The organism is Kitasatospora sp. NPDC091335 (assembly GCF_044757205.1).
Lineage (GTDB): Bacteria > Actinomycetota > Actinomycetes > Streptomycetales > Streptomycetaceae > Kitasatospora.
In genome coordinates this window covers 65,340-80,783 of record NZ_JBIVUM010000018.1, presented here as the reverse complement: position 1 = coordinate 80,783, position 15,444 = coordinate 65,340, and the positions used below count along the sequence as shown (strand labels likewise).

16 protein-coding genes and 1 pseudogene are annotated in these 15,444 nt (G+C 75.7%); 8 read left to right on the top strand and 9 right to left on the bottom strand.

The window, feature by feature from the left end; translation table 11 throughout:
• The first annotated feature begins 17 nt into the window (after positions 1–17).
• Entirely contained in the window at positions 18–932 is a 915-nt protein-coding gene (locus ACIQOW_RS31020; protein ID WP_401090520.1) for a LysR family transcriptional regulator, read from the top strand.
• A gap of 67 nt (positions 933–999) precedes the next feature.
• Here ACIQOW_RS31020 and ACIQOW_RS31015 read toward each other — a convergent pair whose 3' ends face one another.
• From ACIQOW_RS31015 to ACIQOW_RS31000, 4 genes and pseudogenes are all read right to left on the bottom strand, one after another.
• A complete protein-coding gene (locus ACIQOW_RS31015; RefSeq protein ID WP_401090518.1) occupies positions 1,000–1,905 on the bottom strand; it encodes a neutral zinc metallopeptidase in 906 nt (301 codons plus the stop codon).
• Positions 1,906–2,142: 237 nt separating this feature from the next.
• Positions 2,143–3,108: pseudogene (gene fusA, locus ACIQOW_RS31010) on the bottom strand (elongation factor G); the annotation flags it as partial.
• Between the two features lie 488 nt (positions 3,109–3,596).
• The gene (locus ACIQOW_RS31005; RefSeq protein WP_401090516.1) at positions 3,597–4,124 is read right to left on the bottom strand and encodes a hemerythrin domain-containing protein; all 528 of its coding nucleotides are present in this window, start codon (positions 4,122–4,124) and stop codon (positions 3,597–3,599) included.
• Positions 4,125–4,200: 76 nt separating this feature from the next.
• Positions 4,201–5,121, bottom strand: coding sequence for a DMT family transporter (locus ACIQOW_RS31000; RefSeq protein ID WP_401090514.1), 921 nt, complete (start codon positions 5,119–5,121; stop codon positions 4,201–4,203).
• Positions 5,122–5,169: 48 nt separating this feature from the next.
• On the opposite strand from ACIQOW_RS31000, the gene ACIQOW_RS30995 reads away from it, so the two are divergent.
• The 3 genes from ACIQOW_RS30995 to ACIQOW_RS30985 all read left to right on the top strand — a co-directional run bounded on the left by ACIQOW_RS30995 (position 5,170) and on the right by ACIQOW_RS30985 (position 7,004).
• Positions 5,170–5,772, top strand: a complete 603-nt coding sequence (locus ACIQOW_RS30995; RefSeq protein WP_401090513.1) for a MarR family winged helix-turn-helix transcriptional regulator — start codon at positions 5,170–5,172, stop codon at positions 5,770–5,772.
• An 11-nt stretch (positions 5,773–5,783) separates the two neighbouring features.
• Complete coding sequence (locus tag ACIQOW_RS30990; RefSeq protein ID WP_401090511.1) at positions 5,784–6,320, top strand: DUF6328 family protein; 537 nt, start codon at positions 5,784–5,786, stop codon at positions 6,318–6,320.
• Between the two features lie 81 nt (positions 6,321–6,401).
• Positions 6,402–7,004: an AAA family ATPase gene (locus ACIQOW_RS30985; RefSeq protein WP_401090510.1), complete on the top strand. Its 603-nt coding sequence runs from the start codon at positions 6,402–6,404 to the stop codon at positions 7,002–7,004.
• Positions 7,005–7,024: 20 nt separating this feature from the next.
• Here the strand turns inward: ACIQOW_RS30985 and ACIQOW_RS30980 are convergent, their stop codons facing one another.
• Complete coding sequence (locus tag ACIQOW_RS30980) at positions 7,025–7,414, bottom strand: hypothetical protein (protein WP_401090508.1); 390 nt, start codon at positions 7,412–7,414, stop codon at positions 7,025–7,027.
• 122 nt (positions 7,415–7,536) lie between these two features.
• Complete coding sequence (locus ACIQOW_RS30975) at positions 7,537–8,010, bottom strand: winged helix-turn-helix transcriptional regulator (RefSeq protein ID WP_401090506.1); 474 nt, start codon at positions 8,008–8,010, stop codon at positions 7,537–7,539.
• Positions 8,011–8,119: 109 nt separating this feature from the next.
• Between ACIQOW_RS30975 and ACIQOW_RS30970 the strand changes: the two genes are divergently transcribed.
• Positions 8,120–9,058 (top strand): NADP-dependent oxidoreductase, encoded by a 939-nt coding sequence (locus ACIQOW_RS30970; protein WP_401090504.1) that lies wholly within the window; start codon positions 8,120–8,122, stop codon positions 9,056–9,058.
• Between the two features lie 100 nt (positions 9,059–9,158).
• On the opposite strand, the gene ACIQOW_RS30965 is transcribed toward ACIQOW_RS30970, so the two are convergent.
• On the bottom strand, positions 9,159–9,920 hold the full coding sequence (locus tag ACIQOW_RS30965; RefSeq protein ID WP_401090502.1) for a helix-turn-helix domain-containing protein: 762 nt from the start codon (positions 9,918–9,920) through the stop codon (positions 9,159–9,161).
• A 290-nt stretch (positions 9,921–10,210) separates the two neighbouring features.
• On the opposite strand from ACIQOW_RS30965, the gene ACIQOW_RS30960 reads away from it, so the two are divergent.
• The 3 genes from ACIQOW_RS30960 (at position 10,211) to ACIQOW_RS30950 (ending at position 12,594) form a co-directional block, all read left to right on the top strand.
• Positions 10,211–10,876: a DUF4097 family beta strand repeat-containing protein gene (locus tag ACIQOW_RS30960; protein ID WP_401090500.1), complete on the top strand. Its 666-nt coding sequence runs from the start codon at positions 10,211–10,213 to the stop codon at positions 10,874–10,876.
• Positions 10,877–10,913: 37 nt separating this feature from the next.
• Positions 10,914–11,735, top strand: coding sequence for an alpha/beta fold hydrolase (locus ACIQOW_RS30955; protein ID WP_401090499.1), 822 nt, complete (start codon positions 10,914–10,916; stop codon positions 11,733–11,735).
• A gap of 61 nt (positions 11,736–11,796) precedes the next feature.
• Positions 11,797–12,594 carry a hypothetical protein gene (locus ACIQOW_RS30950; protein ID WP_401090497.1) on the top strand — a complete coding sequence of 266 codons (798 nt, stop codon included), beginning with the start codon at positions 11,797–11,799 and terminating at the stop codon, positions 12,592–12,594.
• Between the two features lie 478 nt (positions 12,595–13,072).
• Here the strand turns inward: ACIQOW_RS30950 and ACIQOW_RS30945 are convergent, their stop codons facing one another.
• Positions 13,073–13,846 (bottom strand): dienelactone hydrolase family protein, encoded by a 774-nt coding sequence (locus ACIQOW_RS30945; protein WP_401090495.1) that lies wholly within the window; start codon positions 13,844–13,846, stop codon positions 13,073–13,075.
• A gap of 247 nt (positions 13,847–14,093) precedes the next feature.
• A complete protein-coding gene (locus ACIQOW_RS30940; RefSeq protein WP_401090493.1) occupies positions 14,094–15,356 on the bottom strand; it encodes a hypothetical protein in 1,263 nt (420 codons plus the stop codon).
• Positions 15,357–15,444 lie beyond the last annotated feature (88 nt).

Genomic DNA, 15,444 nt, shown 5'->3' with positions numbered 1-15,444 from the left:
GGGGGCATGAGGACTTCGTGGACCTGAACACGCTCACCCAGTTCCTGGCGGTGGCGCGGCTGGAGCACCTGAGCCGGGCGGCCGGGGAACTGCGCGTCGCCCAGCCGTCGTTGAGCCGTTCCATCGCCCGGCTGGAGGCCGAGCTGGGCACGCCGCTGTTCGAGCGCGGCGGGCGGCTGCGGCTGAACGACGCCGGGCGGCTGTTCCGCGACTACGTGGAGCGCTCGCTGGGCGAACTGGAGGCCGGACGGCGGGCGGTGGCCGAGGCCGCCGCGCAGGGGCCGGGCACGGTGCGGCTGGCCTCGGAGACCTTCCTGGCCTTCGGCGGGCCGCTGGCCGCGTTCAAGCGCGCCCACCCGGGGGTGGAGATCGAGCTGCACCAGCTGTCCGCGCGGGAGACGGCGCGGCGGCTGCGCGCCCAGGACGTCGACCTCGCCGTGGTCTCCCAGCCGGTCGCCGCCGAGGGCCTGGAGTCGGTGCTGCTGCTGGACGAGGAGGTGGGGCTGGCCGTCCCGGTGGGCGATCCGCTGGCCCACCGCACCGCGGTGGGCGTCGAGGAGCTCGCGCAGCGGCCGTTCATCGCCGCCCGGCCCGGGCACTGGCAACGCCGCCTGCTGGACCGGCTGTTCGCCGCCCACGGCCTGGTGCCGCGGATCGTCTGCGAGAGCGACGAGGCCGGCGCCATCGCCGAACTGATCAGCGCGGGCCTGGGCGTGGGCCTGGTGCCCGCCATCGCCCGGCGCACCGCGACCCGGCTGCCGCTGGTGTGGGTCGGCGTGGACAGCCCCGAGTGCCGGCGCTCGCTGACCCTGTTCTGGGACGGTCAGGCGCGCCTGCCCGCCGCCGCCCGCCGGCTGCGCGAGGCGATCGCGGGCTGGGACTGGGCGGACGGCGGGCAGGCGGACGGCAGCCGGGCGGACGGCGGGTTCTGACGACGGGCAGGCGGACGGCGGCCGGGCGGACGGCGGGTTCTGACGACGGGCCCGGTCGGGGACCCGGTCAGAGCCTGGCGGCCGAGAAGGTGTCGCACTGGGCGGCGTCGCCGCTGCGGTAGCCGGTGGTGAACCAGGCCTTGCGCTGCTCGGCGGAACCGTGCGTCCAGGCCTCCGGGTTGATCCGCCCGGTGGCGCCCTGCTGGATCCGGTCGTCGCCGACCGCCGCGGCCGCGTCCAGGCCCTGGGCGATGTCCTGGTCGGTGAGCGAGGCGATCAGCGGACGGCCGGTGGAGGCCTGCGGGGTGGTCGTGGCGTGGTGCGCCCACACCCCGGCGTAGCAGTCGGCCTGGAGCTCCAGGCGCACCGAGCCGCTGTTGGCGCCCTGACGGTCGTTGCCGACCTTCTGCATGGCGCCGGTGAGGTTCTGGATGTGGTGGCCGTACTCGTGGGCGACGACGTAGGACTCGGCGAACGGGCCGCCCTTGGCGCCGAAGCGGGCGGACAGCTCGTTGAAGAAGCCCAGGTCGAAGTAGGCCTTCTTGTCGCCGGGGCAGTAGAACGGGCCCACCGCGGAGGTCGCCGACCCGCAGGCGGTGGAGACCTGACCGGTGAACAGCACCGTCTCGGCGTTCTTGTACGGGACGTTGGCGCGCTTCGGCAGCTCGGTGCGCCAGAACTCCTGGAGGCTGTTGGTGACCGCCACGATCCGGCAGTCCTGGCGCTTGTTGGCGTCCGCGCCGGTCTTGCAGGCCTGCTGCACCTCGCCGGCCGTCCGGGTGCCGGAGGAGTTGGAGGAGGAGCCGTCGCCGGAGGACAGGCCCAGCAGCTGCGGGTCGACGCCGAGGATGACCGCGAACAGCACCGCGATCAGGCCCACGGCCCCGCCGCCGATGGCGACCTTCCCGCCCGGGATGCCGCGCCGGTCGTCCACCTGCGAGGTGTCGAGGTCGCCCTGGTCGTCGAACTGCATGTGCCCCTGCCCTGCCCGCTTCTGCCGGTCGCTTCTGCCGGTCGCTTCTGTGCGTTCTGGTGACGGTCTGTACCGTCACGGCCCAGCCCAGCCTACGGGCCCCGGCCCCCGCCCCGGCGCAGCGGGGCCCGGTCGGGGCCGGGGCGCTGTAGCGGCGCCGCCCGGCCCTCCCGTCACGGGGAGGGCCGGGCGGCACATGCCCAGCGGGGCGGCACGTGCTCAGCCGGGCCGCACTGATCAGCCGGCCGGGCGGGTGGTGAAGGTGCCGCGGCCCTGGGTGCGGCCGCGCAGGCGGCCCGCGTAGCCGAAGAGTTCGGCCAGCGGTACCAGTGCGCTGACTTGGGCGGTGGTGCCGGTTCCCGGTTCGGTGGCCCGGACGTGGCCGCGGCGGGCGGCGAGGTCGCCGAGGACGGCGCCCAGCGCGTCCTCGGGCACGGTGACGCTCACCTCGGCGAGGGGTTCCAGCAGGTGCGTCCGCGAGGCGCGCAGTGCCTCGCGCAGGCCGAGGCGGGCGGCGGTGCGGAAGGCGAGTTCGGAGGAGTCCCTGGGGTGGGTGGCCCCGTCGGTGAGGGTGACGGCGACGCCGGTGACCGGGTGGCCGCCGAGCGGGCCCTCGGCCAGGGCGTCGCGGCAGCCGGCCTCGACGGCCTGCACGTACTCGCGCGGGACCCGTCCGCCGGTGACGGTGGAGGTGAACGCGAACTCCCCTTCGGTGTCCGGAGGCAGGGGGTGGACGTCGAGGACGAGGCGGGCGAACTGGCCCGCGCCGCCGTCCTGTCTGGCGTGCCGGTGGACGAAGCCGGTGACGCCCTCGACGAGGGCCTCGCGCAGCGCGACCTTCGGCCGGCCGACCGCGGCCTCGATGCCGCTGTCGCGCCGGATCTTCTCCACCGCGACCTCCAGGTGCAGTTCGCCCAGGCCGGACAGGATGCGCTGGCCGGTCTCCGGGTCGGTGGCCACGCGCAGCGAGGGGTCCTCCTCGGCCAGGCGGGCCAGCGCCGTGGCGAGCCTGTCGGTGTCGGCGGCGCGGCGGGCCTCGACGGCGACGGTGACGACCGGTTCGGCGCTCACGGGGGCCTCCAGGACGATGGGGTGGCCGGCGTCGCACAGGGTGGCGCCGACGCGGGTGTGCTTGGGGCCGACGACGGCGACGATGTCGCCGGCGCGGGCGCGTTCGGTCTCGGTGTGGCGGTCGGCCAGGACGGTGGTCTTGCCGGCGTCGACGTGGGCGAGGATGCCGAGGTTGCGGACGGCGGCGATGGTGTCCGTGGTCGCGGCGGTGATCGCGGTGGTGGTGTGGGTGCGCATGGCCCGGGTGCCTTTCGAGGCGGTTCTTCGTGGTGGCGGGCGCGCGATCGGGCAGTGCCGGTGAACTGACTGATCGTCAGATGTGCTTCCGCGAGAAGGCCTCGGGGATCGGACCGGGGCCGGATTCAGGCGGTGGCGGCACTGCTCCGGTGCCGGCCGCGCAGCGGGCACCGGGAGGACGGGGACACCAGGATCACCTCGTACCGCGACGCGGGAGAGGGGGCGGCGGCGCTCTGCTTGGGCACGGCCGCTCGCCCCCTCTCCTCGTTGCTGTCGTCACGGTCGGCGCGGTCGGCGCGGTCGGCCGCGCGTCGGAGCGCGGCCGCGTGGCGAGTGTAGGGACGGCGGGCCCGTCGGGGCGACGGGTTTTACGGGGCCGGGCTCTACGGCGCCGGGCTGGACGGCGTCCCGAAGCGCAGCACCGGCTCGGACCAGCCGTCGTCGCTCACCCCGGCGTCCAGGGCGGCGCCGATGGCGCGTTCCTCGTACGCGAAGTGGGAGTCCATGATGGCGGCGAGCCCGTCGAGTTCGCGTCCGATCGCCTCCGGGTCGGCACCGGGCGCGGCACCGGGGACGGCGCCGGCGGCGGCCTGGTCGGCGAGGTCGCGCACCCGGGTGAGGATGTGGGTGATGAAGCCGTGGTCCTCGACGAGTTTGGCGATGGTCGGCGCCAGGTCGGGCCGTTCGCGCAGGAGTTGGGCGAACAGGCCGGTGTCCTCGCCCTGGTGGTGGTTGGTCAGGGCGGTGCAGAAGGCCAGGCAGTGGGTGAGGAGCCGGCCGTCGTCGGCGTCCGGGCGTCGTGGTCCGCCGAGGTTGGTGCGCAGGTCGGCGAGGCGGCGGCGCAAGTCCTGGTGCGCGCGGGAGAGTTCCAGGCTGAGGGCGGCCGTACGGCCGGTGGAGGGGGAGGCCACGGGGGCGGTCCCTTCGGTTCGGCACCTCCATGCCTGACGCGGTCCGTCATCGGCACGCGATGCTCGGGCCATCCGATCACGTGGCCCGGCCGGCGGGCAAGTGGGGCCCTGCGGACGGTTCCGCGGCAGGCCCCGCGGACGGTTCGGCCGCCCGGGCGCGTGGGCGGCCGAGCAGGATTCCGGCGGCCACCAGCGCCAGTCCCGCCGCCTGGCGCGCCCCGAAGGGGTCGCCGTCCAGCGCGGTGCCCAGCAGCACGCCGGTGAGCGGGTTGAGCAGTCCGAGCAGGCCCACCGTGGCGGCCGGCAGGTGGCGCAGCCCGGCGAACCAGCAGGCGAAGGCGAGCGCGGTGGCGATGACGGTGGTGTAGCCGAAGGCGAGCAGGGTGGGCCCGTCCACGGCCGGGGGCGCGCCCTCGACGAGGACGGCGGGCGGCAGCAGGACCAGGCCGCCCGCGGTCAGCTGCCAGGCGGTGGCGGCGAGCGGGTCGGCGCCCTCGCGCCAGCGGGCGGCCAGGACGTACCCGACGGAGGAGATCAGCATCGCCGCCGCCGAGGCCGCCAGACCCGTCCAGCCGATCCCGCCGCCGGGCCCGGGCAGGGCGAGCGCGACCCCGGCCAGGCCCACCACCGCGCCCGCCAGGTGGGCGCGGCGCGGGCGCTGCCCGGCCAGTGCCCAGGCGGTGAGCAGCATCGCGAGCGGGGAGGCGGCCATGACGGTGGCGGCGGCACTGGTGGGCAGCAGCTGGGAGGCGAGGTAGAGCAGGACGAAGAAGACGGCGGTGTTGAGCAGGCCCAGCAGGGCGCTGCGCCACCACCAGGGGCCGTGCGGGCGGCGGCGGGCGAGGGCGAGCAGCAGCAGTCCGGCGGGCAGGGCGCGCAGGGCGGCGCCCCACAGGGGGTGGCCGGCGGGCAGGTGGGCGTGGGTGACCCAGTAGTTGGCGCCCCAGGCGACGGGGGCGAGGGCGGTGAGCAGCACCCATCGCATATTGGCTTCCATGGAAGGCAATATAGCTTCCCGGGAAGCTACCCGGGTTAGGATGGCCGCATGGAGCACTCCGCCGGGCAGCACCCCGATCACGTCGCGCAGATCCAGGCCGGGTGGCGGCGCGAGCGCCCCGACCTGGACGTCTCCCCGCTGGCCGTGATCGGGCGCCTGCACCGCCTGGCCGCACGCCTGACCGCCGAGCTGACCCTCGTCTACCAGCGCTACGGCCTGAGCGAGGGCGAGTTCGACGTGCTCGCCGCGCTGCGCCGGGCCGGCGCCCCGTACGAGCGGGCCCCGGGCGAACTGGCCGCGCACACCATGGTGACCACGGGGGCGATGACCAAGCGGATCGACCGTCTGGAGCGCGCCGGGCTGGTCACCCGCCGCCCGGCGGTGGACGACCGGCGCGGGCGGGTGGTCGCCCTCACCGACGCCGGGCGGCGCCTGTTCGACGAGGCGTTCACCGCCCACATCCGCAACGAGCACCGCCTGCTGGCGCACCTGGCCCCCGAGGAGGCGGGCGCCCTGCGGACGCTGCTCACCGCCTGGCAGCACCGCCTGGACGGCGCCGGGGGCGACACCGGCCCCGGCACCGGGCCCGACGCAGGGCCCGACGCAGGGAGCGTGCACCGTGCGGAGTCGAGTGGTGACGGCCGGTCATGAGAAGCTGACCCATGACCAGCGCACCGCCCCCGTCCTCCCCACCGCCGCCGCCCGGCCACCGGTCCGACTCCGCTCCCCCGCCCGGCTGGGGGAACCCGGCGGTGCGGGCCGACCGGCGCCTGGTGGCGATGCTGCAGGAACTGCGGGTACTCCAGACCGGCGTGCAGATCGTCTTCGCCTTCCTGCTCGGCGTCGCCTTCACCCCGCGCTTCGCCCAGCTCACCGACGCCCAGCAGGACATCTACGTCGTCACGCTGCTGCTGTCGGTCGTCGCCGCGGCCGTCCTGGCCACCCCCGTCGCCCTGCACCGCGGCCTGTACCGCCACCCCGGCAAGGAGCGGATCGTCGCCGTCTCGGTCCGCGTCGCCCAGGTGGGCCTGCTGCTGCTCGCCACCGCGCTGACCGGCGCCGTACTGCTGGTCCTCGACGTCGTCCTCGGCACGGTGCCGGCGGTGCCGATCACCTGTGCCATCGCGCTGACCTTCGCCGGGCTGTGGTTCGTCCTGCCCTGGACGCTGCGCCGCTCCGCCAACCGCGACCGGGCCTGACCAGACCTGACCTGACCTGACCGAACCCGTCTCCCCCACCCCACGGAGCCCGTCCGCATCCGGACCGTCTAGCGTGCCGGTATGCACACAGACGACAGCCCGTGGGACGTCCTGCTGATCGGCGGTGCCTCCGGGCTCGGCAAGAGCCGGGCCGCCGCCCACCTGTCCGCGCGGCACGGCGCGTTCGTGGTCGAGTTCGACGACGTGGTGGCCGCCCTCCAGGCCGCCACCACCCCCGACGGCCACCCCGGACTGCACCACTTCGACGACCTGCCCGACCCCGACGCACTGAGCGCCGACCGTGTCCTGGAACTCCAGATCGCCACCGCCCGCGCCCTGGACGACGCGCTGCTGGGCGTCGTGCGCAACCGGCTCACCGTGCCCGTGCCCGCGATCGTGGAGGGCGACTACCTCACCCCGGCCGCCGCCGCCCGCGCCGCCGCGGAGGCCGCCGGACAGGGCCGGCGGGTACGCGCGGTCTTCCTGCACGAGGACGACCCCGCGCGCATCGGCGCCAACTACGCGGAGCGCGAGCCGGATTGCGGCCCCCAGACCGGGCGCGCCGCCGTCAGCGCGCGCTACAGCGCCTGGCTCGCCGGGCAGGCCCGCGCACACGCGCTGCCCGTGGTCGACTGCCGCCCGTACGCCACCCTGCCCGAGCGCCTGGCCGCCGCCCTCGCGTGACGGCGGCCGGGCGGGGCAGGTCAGCCCTCCTCGATGTCCGAGATGAGCTTGGTGCTCAGGTCGCTCTGCACCGCCAGCCGGGTGTGCCCGGCGTCGGGGCCGGTGCCCCAGGTGAGGGTGACGGTGGTGAACAGGTGCCCGGCACCCGAGTCGTGGTAGCGCACCTCCCAGTGGGTGGGCACGTCCTGCGCGCGCAGCACGCCGTCGGCGTGGTTGGCCTCCTCCCAGGCCGCCAGCCGCTGGCGCAGGTCCTCGGCGAGGTAGTGGGCGCGCAGCTGCGTACCCAGGTCGTCGGTGCCGTCGTCGACGGCGTCGACGTAGGCGCCGTAGAAGTCGGCCACCCGGTCCACCGCGGAATCCGGGCTGCCGCCCCGCACCGCGGAGCCCGCGGCGGTGTCGGTGTCGGTCATGAACGTCCCCGTCCCTCAGGGCCGGGGACGCGCTCCCGCCCCGGCCGGCCACTCGAACCGGACGGCCCAACGAACCGCCCCCGGAAAGGTTGCGGCCCGGACCGTCCCCGTCCGCGCGGCGGTCAGCCCTGCGCCCGCCGCCCGTCCCGTCCGCCCTGCCCGTCCCGCCCGACCTGCCCGTCCGGCCCGTCGTCGTAGGCGGCTGCGTCGTCGTAGGCGGTGCGCGCCGCCAGCACGTGCGGCATGTGGTGCTCCGCCCAGGCCTTGATCTGCCGCATGAGCGGCAGCAGGTCCCGGCCGAGCGCGGTGAGCGCGTAGTCGACCCGGGCCGGCACCCCGGCGGTGACGGTGCGGCTGACCAGCCCGTCGCGTTCCAGGGCGCGCAGGGTCTGGGTGAGCATCTTCTCGCTCACCCCGGCCAGGCGCCGGCGCAGGCCGCTGTAGCGCAGCGGACCGTCGGCGAGGGCGTTGACGACCAGGCTGACCCACTTGTCGCCGATCCGGTCGAGGAGTTGGCGCGCCGGGCACCAGGCGAGGTAGGCGTCGTAGGCGGCCGCCTCGGCGGCGCGGCGCTGGGCGGCGTCGGTGGTGGGCACCGGCCCACTCTCCTTTCCGTTCGGTACGCACTTCCCGGTGCGTACTTCCCGGTGGAGAGTAACTCTCCTTAGGTTGGGCGAAGTTGCCGAGCCGTGAAGGGTGTGTGTGATGCGAGCCGTGGTGGTGCGGGAGTTCGGCGGTCCCGAGGTCATGGAGCTGGTGGAGGTGCCGCTGCCGCAGCCGGGGCGCGGCCAGGTGCGGGTGCGGGTGGCGGCGGCCGCGGTCAACCCGGTGGACGTGGTCACCCGCTCCGGGCTGCTCGCCGGGGCCGGGCTGATGGCGCCCCGGGCGGTGACCGGCCTCGGCTGGGACGTGGCCGGGACGGTGGACGCCGTCGGGCCCGGCGTGACGGAACTCGCCCCCGGGCAACGGGTGGTGGGCCTGCGCGACCGCCTGGACACCGACCTCGGCACCTACGCCGAGCACGTCGTCCTGGACGCCGGCACGCTCGCCCCCGCCCCGGCCGGCGCCGGCTTCGCCCAGGCCGCGACGCTCCCCCTGAACGGCCTCACCGCGGACCAGGCCCTGGACCGGCTCGGCCTTCCCGCCGGCTCCACCGTCCTGGTCACCGGCGCCGCGGGCGCGGTCGGCGGATTCGTCGTCGAACTGGCCGCCCTGCGCGGCCTGCGGGTGGTCGCGCTGGCCGGGCCGGACGACGAACAGCTGGTGCGCGGCCTGGGCGCCCAGTGGTTCGTGCCGCGCACCGCGCCCGACCTCGCCGCCGCCGTACGGGAGTCGGTGCCCGGCGGGGTCGACGGCGCGGTCGACGCCGCCCTGCTGGGTATACGGGCCCTGGGCGCGGTGCGCGGACGCGGCGCCTTCGTCGCGGTCGCGGCGGGCAGCGCGCCGCCGGCCCTGCGCGGCATCCGGGTCACCAACGTGTGGATCACCGCCGACGGCCCCGCCCTCACCCGCCTGTCCGCCCTCGCCGCCGACGGCCGCCTCACCCTGCGGGTCGCCGGCACCCTGCCCCTGGAGCGGGCCGCCGACGCCCACCGCCGCCAGGAGGCCGGCGGCCTGCGCGGCCGCCTGGTCCTGACCCCCTGACCGCACCCCGGAACGGGGGAAGGCCGCCCACGCCGGACGGCCTGAACTGCGGGTGGCCTGAACTGCGGGGCCGGAGTGGGAAGTCGGACCGGCCGACTTCCTACTCCGCCCCCTGGCCCGCGGAGTCCGCACCGCCGCCCGCGCCGCCCGTGACGGGCCTGGTGTGGAGGACTTCGCGGGCCTGTTCGGCGGCGCGCACGATGCTCTCGCTGATGAAGTCGAGGAAGCGGGCGATGTTCTCCAGGCGGATCGCGGCGGGGGTGCCGGGGCCGAGGACGGCGACGCCCTCGCGGGCGGCCTCGATGACCCTGTCGTTGGCGCGGGCGCTGGCGATGACCGCCTGGTAGTAGAGCTCGTCGTCGACGATGTAGCGGTCGCGGCGGCGTTCGTCGCGTTCCCGGCGCACCAGGCTCTGGCTCTCCAGGAAGGCGATCGCCTTGGAGATGGAGGCGGGGCTGACCTGGAGGCGCTGGGCCAGTTCGGCGGCGGTGAGGCTGCCCGCGTCGGTGGTCGACAGGCAGGTGATCACCCTGGCGCCCATCCGGGACAGGCCCGAGCCCATCAGGACGGTGGTGAACTGCTCCTCGTACGCGGCCACGGCCTCGCTGTCACGCCCTGGCTGCCGCGGCCCGGGCCGCGGGGTGCCGGCAGGGGCGGGCGGGCGGCGCTGGGCGCGGCGCTCGGTGGCCCGGTGGGCGAGGTCGGCGCGGTAGGCGACGGGGCCGCCGTTGCGCATCACCTCGCGGGTGACGGTCGAGGTGGGACGTTCCAGGCGCCGGGCGATCTCGGCGTAGGGCAGGCCGTCGGCCAGCCCCAGCGCGATCTGCTGGCGTTCCTGCTGGGTGAGCCTGCCTCCCGGCATCGCGCTTCTCCTCGGTTCTCGCGGGTTCTCACCGGCGCGTGCTGCCCGGCCGCCCCCACCATAGCGTTCACCCTTCATCCATTGCAATGATCACGGCTGCCGTCGTTGCATTACCCGGCATGCCCGTTGCAACACTTTCCCATCATTCACCTGCAATATCGCCGATCTGACGCAACGAATTAGTTGCCGATCCATTGAAAGCAACGTAGCGTTTCCAATGTCAGAAACACCAACGGGGGCGGATCCGAACCGGGTCCCCGCCCCACCCGCACCCGTACCGGGAGAACACCGTGCAGACGTTCGACACCCCCGCCGCGATCACCGCCGTCCTGGACGTCCCCGGCGGCCGCGTCCAGCTCATCGCCGCCGAGCGCACCGACACCACCGTCGAGGTCCGGCCCGCCGACCCCGGCAAGAACCGGGACGTCCAGGCCGCCGAGCGGACCACCGTCTCCTACGCCGACGGCGTCCTGCGGATCGTCACCCCCGCCGCCGGACACCAGCTCCTCGGCCCCACCGGCTCCCTGGAGGTCACCGTCCGGCTGCCGGCCGGCTCCGCCGTCGAGGGCAGGGCGGCCGCCGCCGAGCTGCGCGCCGTCGGCCGCCTGGGCGAGATCGCCTTCGAGGGCGCGTACCGCCAGACCAAGATCGACGAGGCCGCGGGCCTGCACCTGACCGCCGTCGACGGCGACGTCGAGGTCGGCCGGCTCGCCGGCCCCGCCCGGATCAGCACCACCCGCGGCGACATCCGCATCACCGAGGCCCACCGCGGCACCGTCGAACTGGCCACCCAGTCCGGGAACATCACGGTCGGCGCCGCCGCCGGCGTCTCCGCCGCCCTGGACGCCGGCACCGGCCACGGCCGCATCGGCAACGCCCTGCGCAACGACGGCACCACCGTGCTCGACATCCGCGCCACCACCAGCCACGGCGACATCACCGCCCACAGCCTCTGACCCCGGCCCGGGGCCCGACACCCTCCAGGGGGACGACATGACGAACACCGCCCCACCCCCGACCCACCCGACCGCCTGGACCGGCATGGTGCCGGTCGACGACACCGCCCTGGCCGCCACCGACACCGGCGGCCCCGGCCTGCCCGTGCTCTACCTCAACGGCCAGTTCGCCACCCAGGGCTACTGGCGCCGGGTCATCGCCGAACTCGGCCCCCGGTGGCGGCACATCACCTACGACGAGCGGGCCCGCGGCCGCAGGTCGAAGCGCTCCGCGGACTACTCCTTCGAAGCCGCCGTCCGGGACGTCGACGCCGTCCTCGCCGCCCGCGGCGTAGACCGGGCGCTGCTCGTCGGCTGGTCCTACGGCGCGTTCGTCGCCGCGCACCGGGCCTCCCGCCACCCCGGCCGCACCGTCGGCACCGTCCTCGTCGAGGGCGCCCAGCCCTACGACTGGCTCACCGACGACCTGGAACGGCGCATCCGCCGCCAGTTCCGACTGTGGGGCCCGGTCATGGCACTGCTGCGCCCCACCGGCCTGACCCCGCGGATGACCCCCGGGCAGATGGCCGACTGCAACGTCGAACTCGGCCTGGTCGCCCGCGAACTGGGCCCGGTCCTGGACGCCCTCACCGTCCCGACCCGGTACGTGGTCGCCTCGGGAACGTCGCTGGGCAGCCGCGGCGACGAGCAGGAGGTCATCCGCGCGAGCCTGCCGGCGCTGGCCGAGCGCAACCCGTACGTCGAGGTCGGCGCGAAGGTCGCCAGCAACCACGACGCGATCCTGAGGAAGGACTTCCGCGCCGTCGCCGACGCCGTACGCGAGGTCGCCGCCCTCGACCGCCCCGGGGCCGGCCACTGACGGCCCCCACCACCGGGCGCCCGCCCCGCCGACGCGGCCGGGCACTGCGATCATGGAACGCATGACCGAGGAACCGGACCCGCTCGCGGACCTGTGGCCGCCCGCCCCGCCCACCGCAGCCGGCTGGCTGCCGGAGCTGTGCGGCGACGGCCTGACCGGGTTCATGCCGCCCGCGATGCCCGACGCGGCCTGGGTGCTCAACGCCATGTACGAGCACGAGCGGGGGCCGACCGCGCTCTCCCACCACGAGGAGCGCCAGGCACGCCTGGCCGACGGGAGCGCCGAGCCCCAACTCGTCGCGCCGGGCGTCGACTTCGACACGGCGGGCGTCGTCACGGGCGGCGACCTGGGCCGCGCCGGGCACCCCGGCGCCGGCTGGCGGCGGCTGCGCTGGGCGGAACTCGCCGGACGCACCGGCGACCCGGCCGTGCCCGACGGGCTGCTGCCGTCCCGCGCCTGCTTCCCCTCCGTCAGGAAGCGGGGCAGCTTGCCGCTCGGCATCCTCCCGCCCACCGAGGGCAGCCTGGACCGCGAGAGCTGGAACCGGCTGACCGCCGTCCTCGCCGCCCACAGCCCGGCCGGCCCGGACACCCGCTGCCTGGCCTACTACAGCCCGCTGACGCTCGGAGCGGACGCCGACTACCACAACGCCCACGTCCGCACGGGCCGCCTCGGCGACGCCGGTGTCCTGTACGACAACCCGCGGACCCACTTCAGCCCGTCCAACCTCTGGGCCGAGGACCGCTCCTGGCTCCTGGGCACCGACTACGACCTGTGGGCCACCAAGGTCGCCGGGCCCCCGGCCCTGATCGAAGCACTGCTGGACGACGCCGGGCTCGAAGCCGTCCGGCTGCCCTGACCACCACCGCGCGCGGCGCCGGGCAGCCCGGTGCTCCGGCCGCGTCACAGGTCCCGGAAGGTGCCGAAGGCGCTCGCCACCCTGCTTCGTCCTCCCGCCGGACCCGGCCGACCCGCGCCGCGGCGCCCTGGAGGTGGACAGCCCCGGCATGCTGTCCGTCGCCTGCGCCCTGTTCGACCGACTCTGGTCCGTGGCAGACCCGTTCGGAGCCTGTGTCCCGGTGGACGGGCAGGGCCTCACCGCGGCCGAACGCACCCTGCTGGAGCTGGCCGCGGCCGGCCACACCGACGAGGCGGCGGGCCGCAAGCCCGGCGTCTGTGCCCGCACCGTCAAGCGCCAGATGGCCGACCTGATGGACCGGTTGGGCGCCGCCGGCCGCTTCCAGGCCGGGGTGCGGGCCGCCCAGCGCGGCCGGCTCCGAGCCTGCCGCGGGCCCTGCGCCCGGGAGCGGGACGCCAGGGCCCGCGGCCGTCAGCCGTCAGCCGCCCAGGTGGCGGGCGAAGAAGCGCAGGGCGCTGTCGAGTTCGAAGGCGGGGATGTCGCCGTGGCCGCCGGGGTTGGCGTGCAGGGTCTTGTCCGGGGAGCCGAGGGTGTCGAACAGGGCCAGGGCGGCTTCGCGCGGGACGCGTTCGTCGTCCCACTGCACCAGGAACTCCACCGGGACGGTGATCCGGGCGGCGGCCTCGGCGGAGGTCTCGGCGCCGTTGAGGCCGAGGACGGCGGCGCGCACCCGCGGTTCGGCGGCGACGAAGGGCACGCCGAGGCCGCAGCCGAGCGAGACGCCCCAGTAGCCGGTAGGGCACTCGCCGACGTCCGGGAGCCGGTGCAGCGCGTCCAGGGCGGTGCGCCACTCGGGCACGCTCTGGCCGGCGAGCAGTTCGTGCAGGGCGGCGACGGCGGCGCTGACGTCCCCGCCGCTCCGCATGCGGGTGCGCAACTCGCCGACGGCGGCGGCGAGTTGCGGGCTGCGCGGGCGGTCCCCGTGGCCGGGGGCGTCGAGGGCGGCGACCGCGTAGCCGCCCTCGCGGGCGAAGCGGTGGGCGCGGGCCAGGACACCGGGGGCCTTCTTGTGTTGGCCGCCGCCGTGGCCGACGAGGATCAGCGGGCGCGGGCCGGTGTCGCCCTCGGGGGTCCACAGGACGCCGGGGATGCCGGGGACGCCGCCGTCGGCACCGTCGGTTCCGGAAACGCCGGGGAGGATGAAGAGCTGCTCGGTGACGCCGTCGGTGGACGTACGGGAGGTGAACTGCATGGCGTGTTCACGCCTTTCGGGATTGCCGTCCGCGGGCGCTCCCTAGCCTCCGTACGGGAGGGAGCCCCGACCTGTCACTGCGTTGATCGGTCTCACCTCCTCGGTCCGTGGCCGCGGTTCGTCGCGGTCGCACTCGGCGACGCAGAACGTACCACAGGGCGTGGCCTGGTGAAACGTCAGCGCGGGGTGCCCGGACGGGCACCACCGGTCCCGGGCCCCACCGGCGCGGGTTGCCCGGCCGCGGGCCTCACCGCCGGGCGACCCTCGCCCGGCACGCCGCGCAGGCGTGGACGCCGCGGCCGCCGTAGCGGTGGATCGGCGATCCGCAGCGGGCGCACGGGCCGATCTGCCAGGGCTCGCAGCCGTGCGCGAGGGCCGCGGTGCCGCGCTGGGCGGCGGTGACGTCGAGCCCGCGGCCCTGCGGCGGCACCCTGAACAGCCGCGCGGGCACCTCGTCGAAGGTGCGCAGGCCGGTGCCGGCGGGGTTGCCGCGCCGGGGGCGGTGGTCGTCGAAGGTGAGGGTCTCCTCCCCGTAGCGGCAGGACGCGTCGGGTCCCCGGCGGGTGCAGGCGCCCCCGGCCACGGGCCCGGGCGGGGGGTTCTCGTCGCCGGTGGGGCCGAACATGTCGTGCCAGCGGTCCCGGTCGGCGGCGGGTACCCACATCCGGGAGACGGCCCGCGGGTCGCGCCGGCCGGGGATGCGCATCGGCACGAACTCGCCGTCCGCGCTGGCGACGACGAGCCGGTCGACCTCGGTGGGCGGCTCGGCCGGCAGGCACAGCGCGGGCAGGAACCACCCGGCGTGGAACCGGCCGCAGGAGCCGCCGTTGTCCGGGCAGGTCCGCTCGCTGCTCGGCAGGCACTTCCACTGCTGGAGGTGGCGCACCCCGGCACGCACCATCATGGCGAGCGGGGAGGCGATCTCCTTCCAGCCGAAGCCGTCGACCCTGGCCCACGGTGCCCGCCCGATGACCGGGGACCGGTCGGTGTCGGTCACCCACAGCGGGACGATCCCCTGCTCGGCGGCCGCCCGGGAGCGGCGGCGGACGGTGTCGGCGCTGATCGGGGCGTACTGGGCCTCCCAGCCGATCCGCCGGCCGTGGTCGCCGGTGACGAGGACGTCGGTGCGCACCCGCCCGTCGGTCGCGCGCGCCTCGACCTCCGCGCGCAGACCGTGCCGCTCGGCGACCCGCGCGATCCGCTCCTTCATCGCCTCGTGCTTCGCGCTCTCCTCGGGCGTGGGGGTGTGACGCACCGGCAGGTGGGCGGCCACCCACCCGGTGCGTCCGCCGGCCGTGCGGCGACGGATCGTCATCCACGGGGACCGGCCGTGCTCCTCGGCCCGGCAGGAGCCGGAACGGTGGTCCAGGCACTCCAGGAGTTCGCGCTCGCGCCGCTCGATCGGGGTGGTGATCTCTTCCAGCAGACCGGGACGGTCCGGGTCGCCGAGGTCGGGCAGGGTCAGGTCGATCTCGATGCCGTACACGGTGTGGAACACGCCGTTAGCCATGACCGGAGAATAGGAACAGGAACCGGCGATTTGAACACCGCTGCGCATGTTTGGAATCGCCGGAAGGGCTTCTTCGACAACGCGCGGA

Bases quoted from the DNA above. Each gene is read 5' to 3' on its own strand.
- ACIQOW_RS30985 (WP_401090510.1), top strand. From the start codon at position 6,402: ATGCACACAGACGACAGCCCGTGGGACGTCCTGCTGATCGGCGGTGCC.
- ACIQOW_RS30940 (WP_401090493.1), bottom strand. From the start codon at position 15,356: ATGGCTAACGGCGTGTTCCACACCGTGTACGGCATCGAGATCGACCTG.
- ACIQOW_RS30950 (WP_401090497.1), top strand. From the start codon at position 11,797: ATGACCGAGGAACCGGACCCGCTCGCGGACCTGTGGCCGCCCGCCCCG.
- ACIQOW_RS30955 (WP_401090499.1), top strand. From the start codon at position 10,914: ATGACGAACACCGCCCCACCCCCGACCCACCCGACCGCCTGGACCGGC.
- ACIQOW_RS30965 (WP_401090502.1), bottom strand. From the start codon at position 9,920: ATGCCGGGAGGCAGGCTCACCCAGCAGGAACGCCAGCAGATCGCGCTG.
- ACIQOW_RS30945 (WP_401090495.1), bottom strand. From the start codon at position 13,846: ATGCAGTTCACCTCCCGTACGTCCACCGACGGCGTCACCGAGCAGCTC.
- ACIQOW_RS30970 (WP_401090504.1), top strand. From the start codon at position 8,120: ATGCGAGCCGTGGTGGTGCGGGAGTTCGGCGGTCCCGAGGTCATGGAG.
- ACIQOW_RS31015 (WP_401090518.1), bottom strand. From the start codon at position 1,905: ATGCAGTTCGACGACCAGGGCGACCTCGACACCTCGCAGGTGGACGAC.
- ACIQOW_RS30990 (WP_401090511.1), top strand. From the start codon at position 5,784: ATGACCAGCGCACCGCCCCCGTCCTCCCCACCGCCGCCGCCCGGCCAC.
- ACIQOW_RS31000 (WP_401090514.1), bottom strand. From the start codon at position 5,121: ATGGAAGCCAATATGCGATGGGTGCTGCTCACCGCCCTCGCCCCCGTC.
- ACIQOW_RS30995 (WP_401090513.1), top strand. From the start codon at position 5,170: ATGGAGCACTCCGCCGGGCAGCACCCCGATCACGTCGCGCAGATCCAG.
- ACIQOW_RS30980 (WP_401090508.1), bottom strand. From the start codon at position 7,414: ATGACCGACACCGACACCGCCGCGGGCTCCGCGGTGCGGGGCGGCAGC.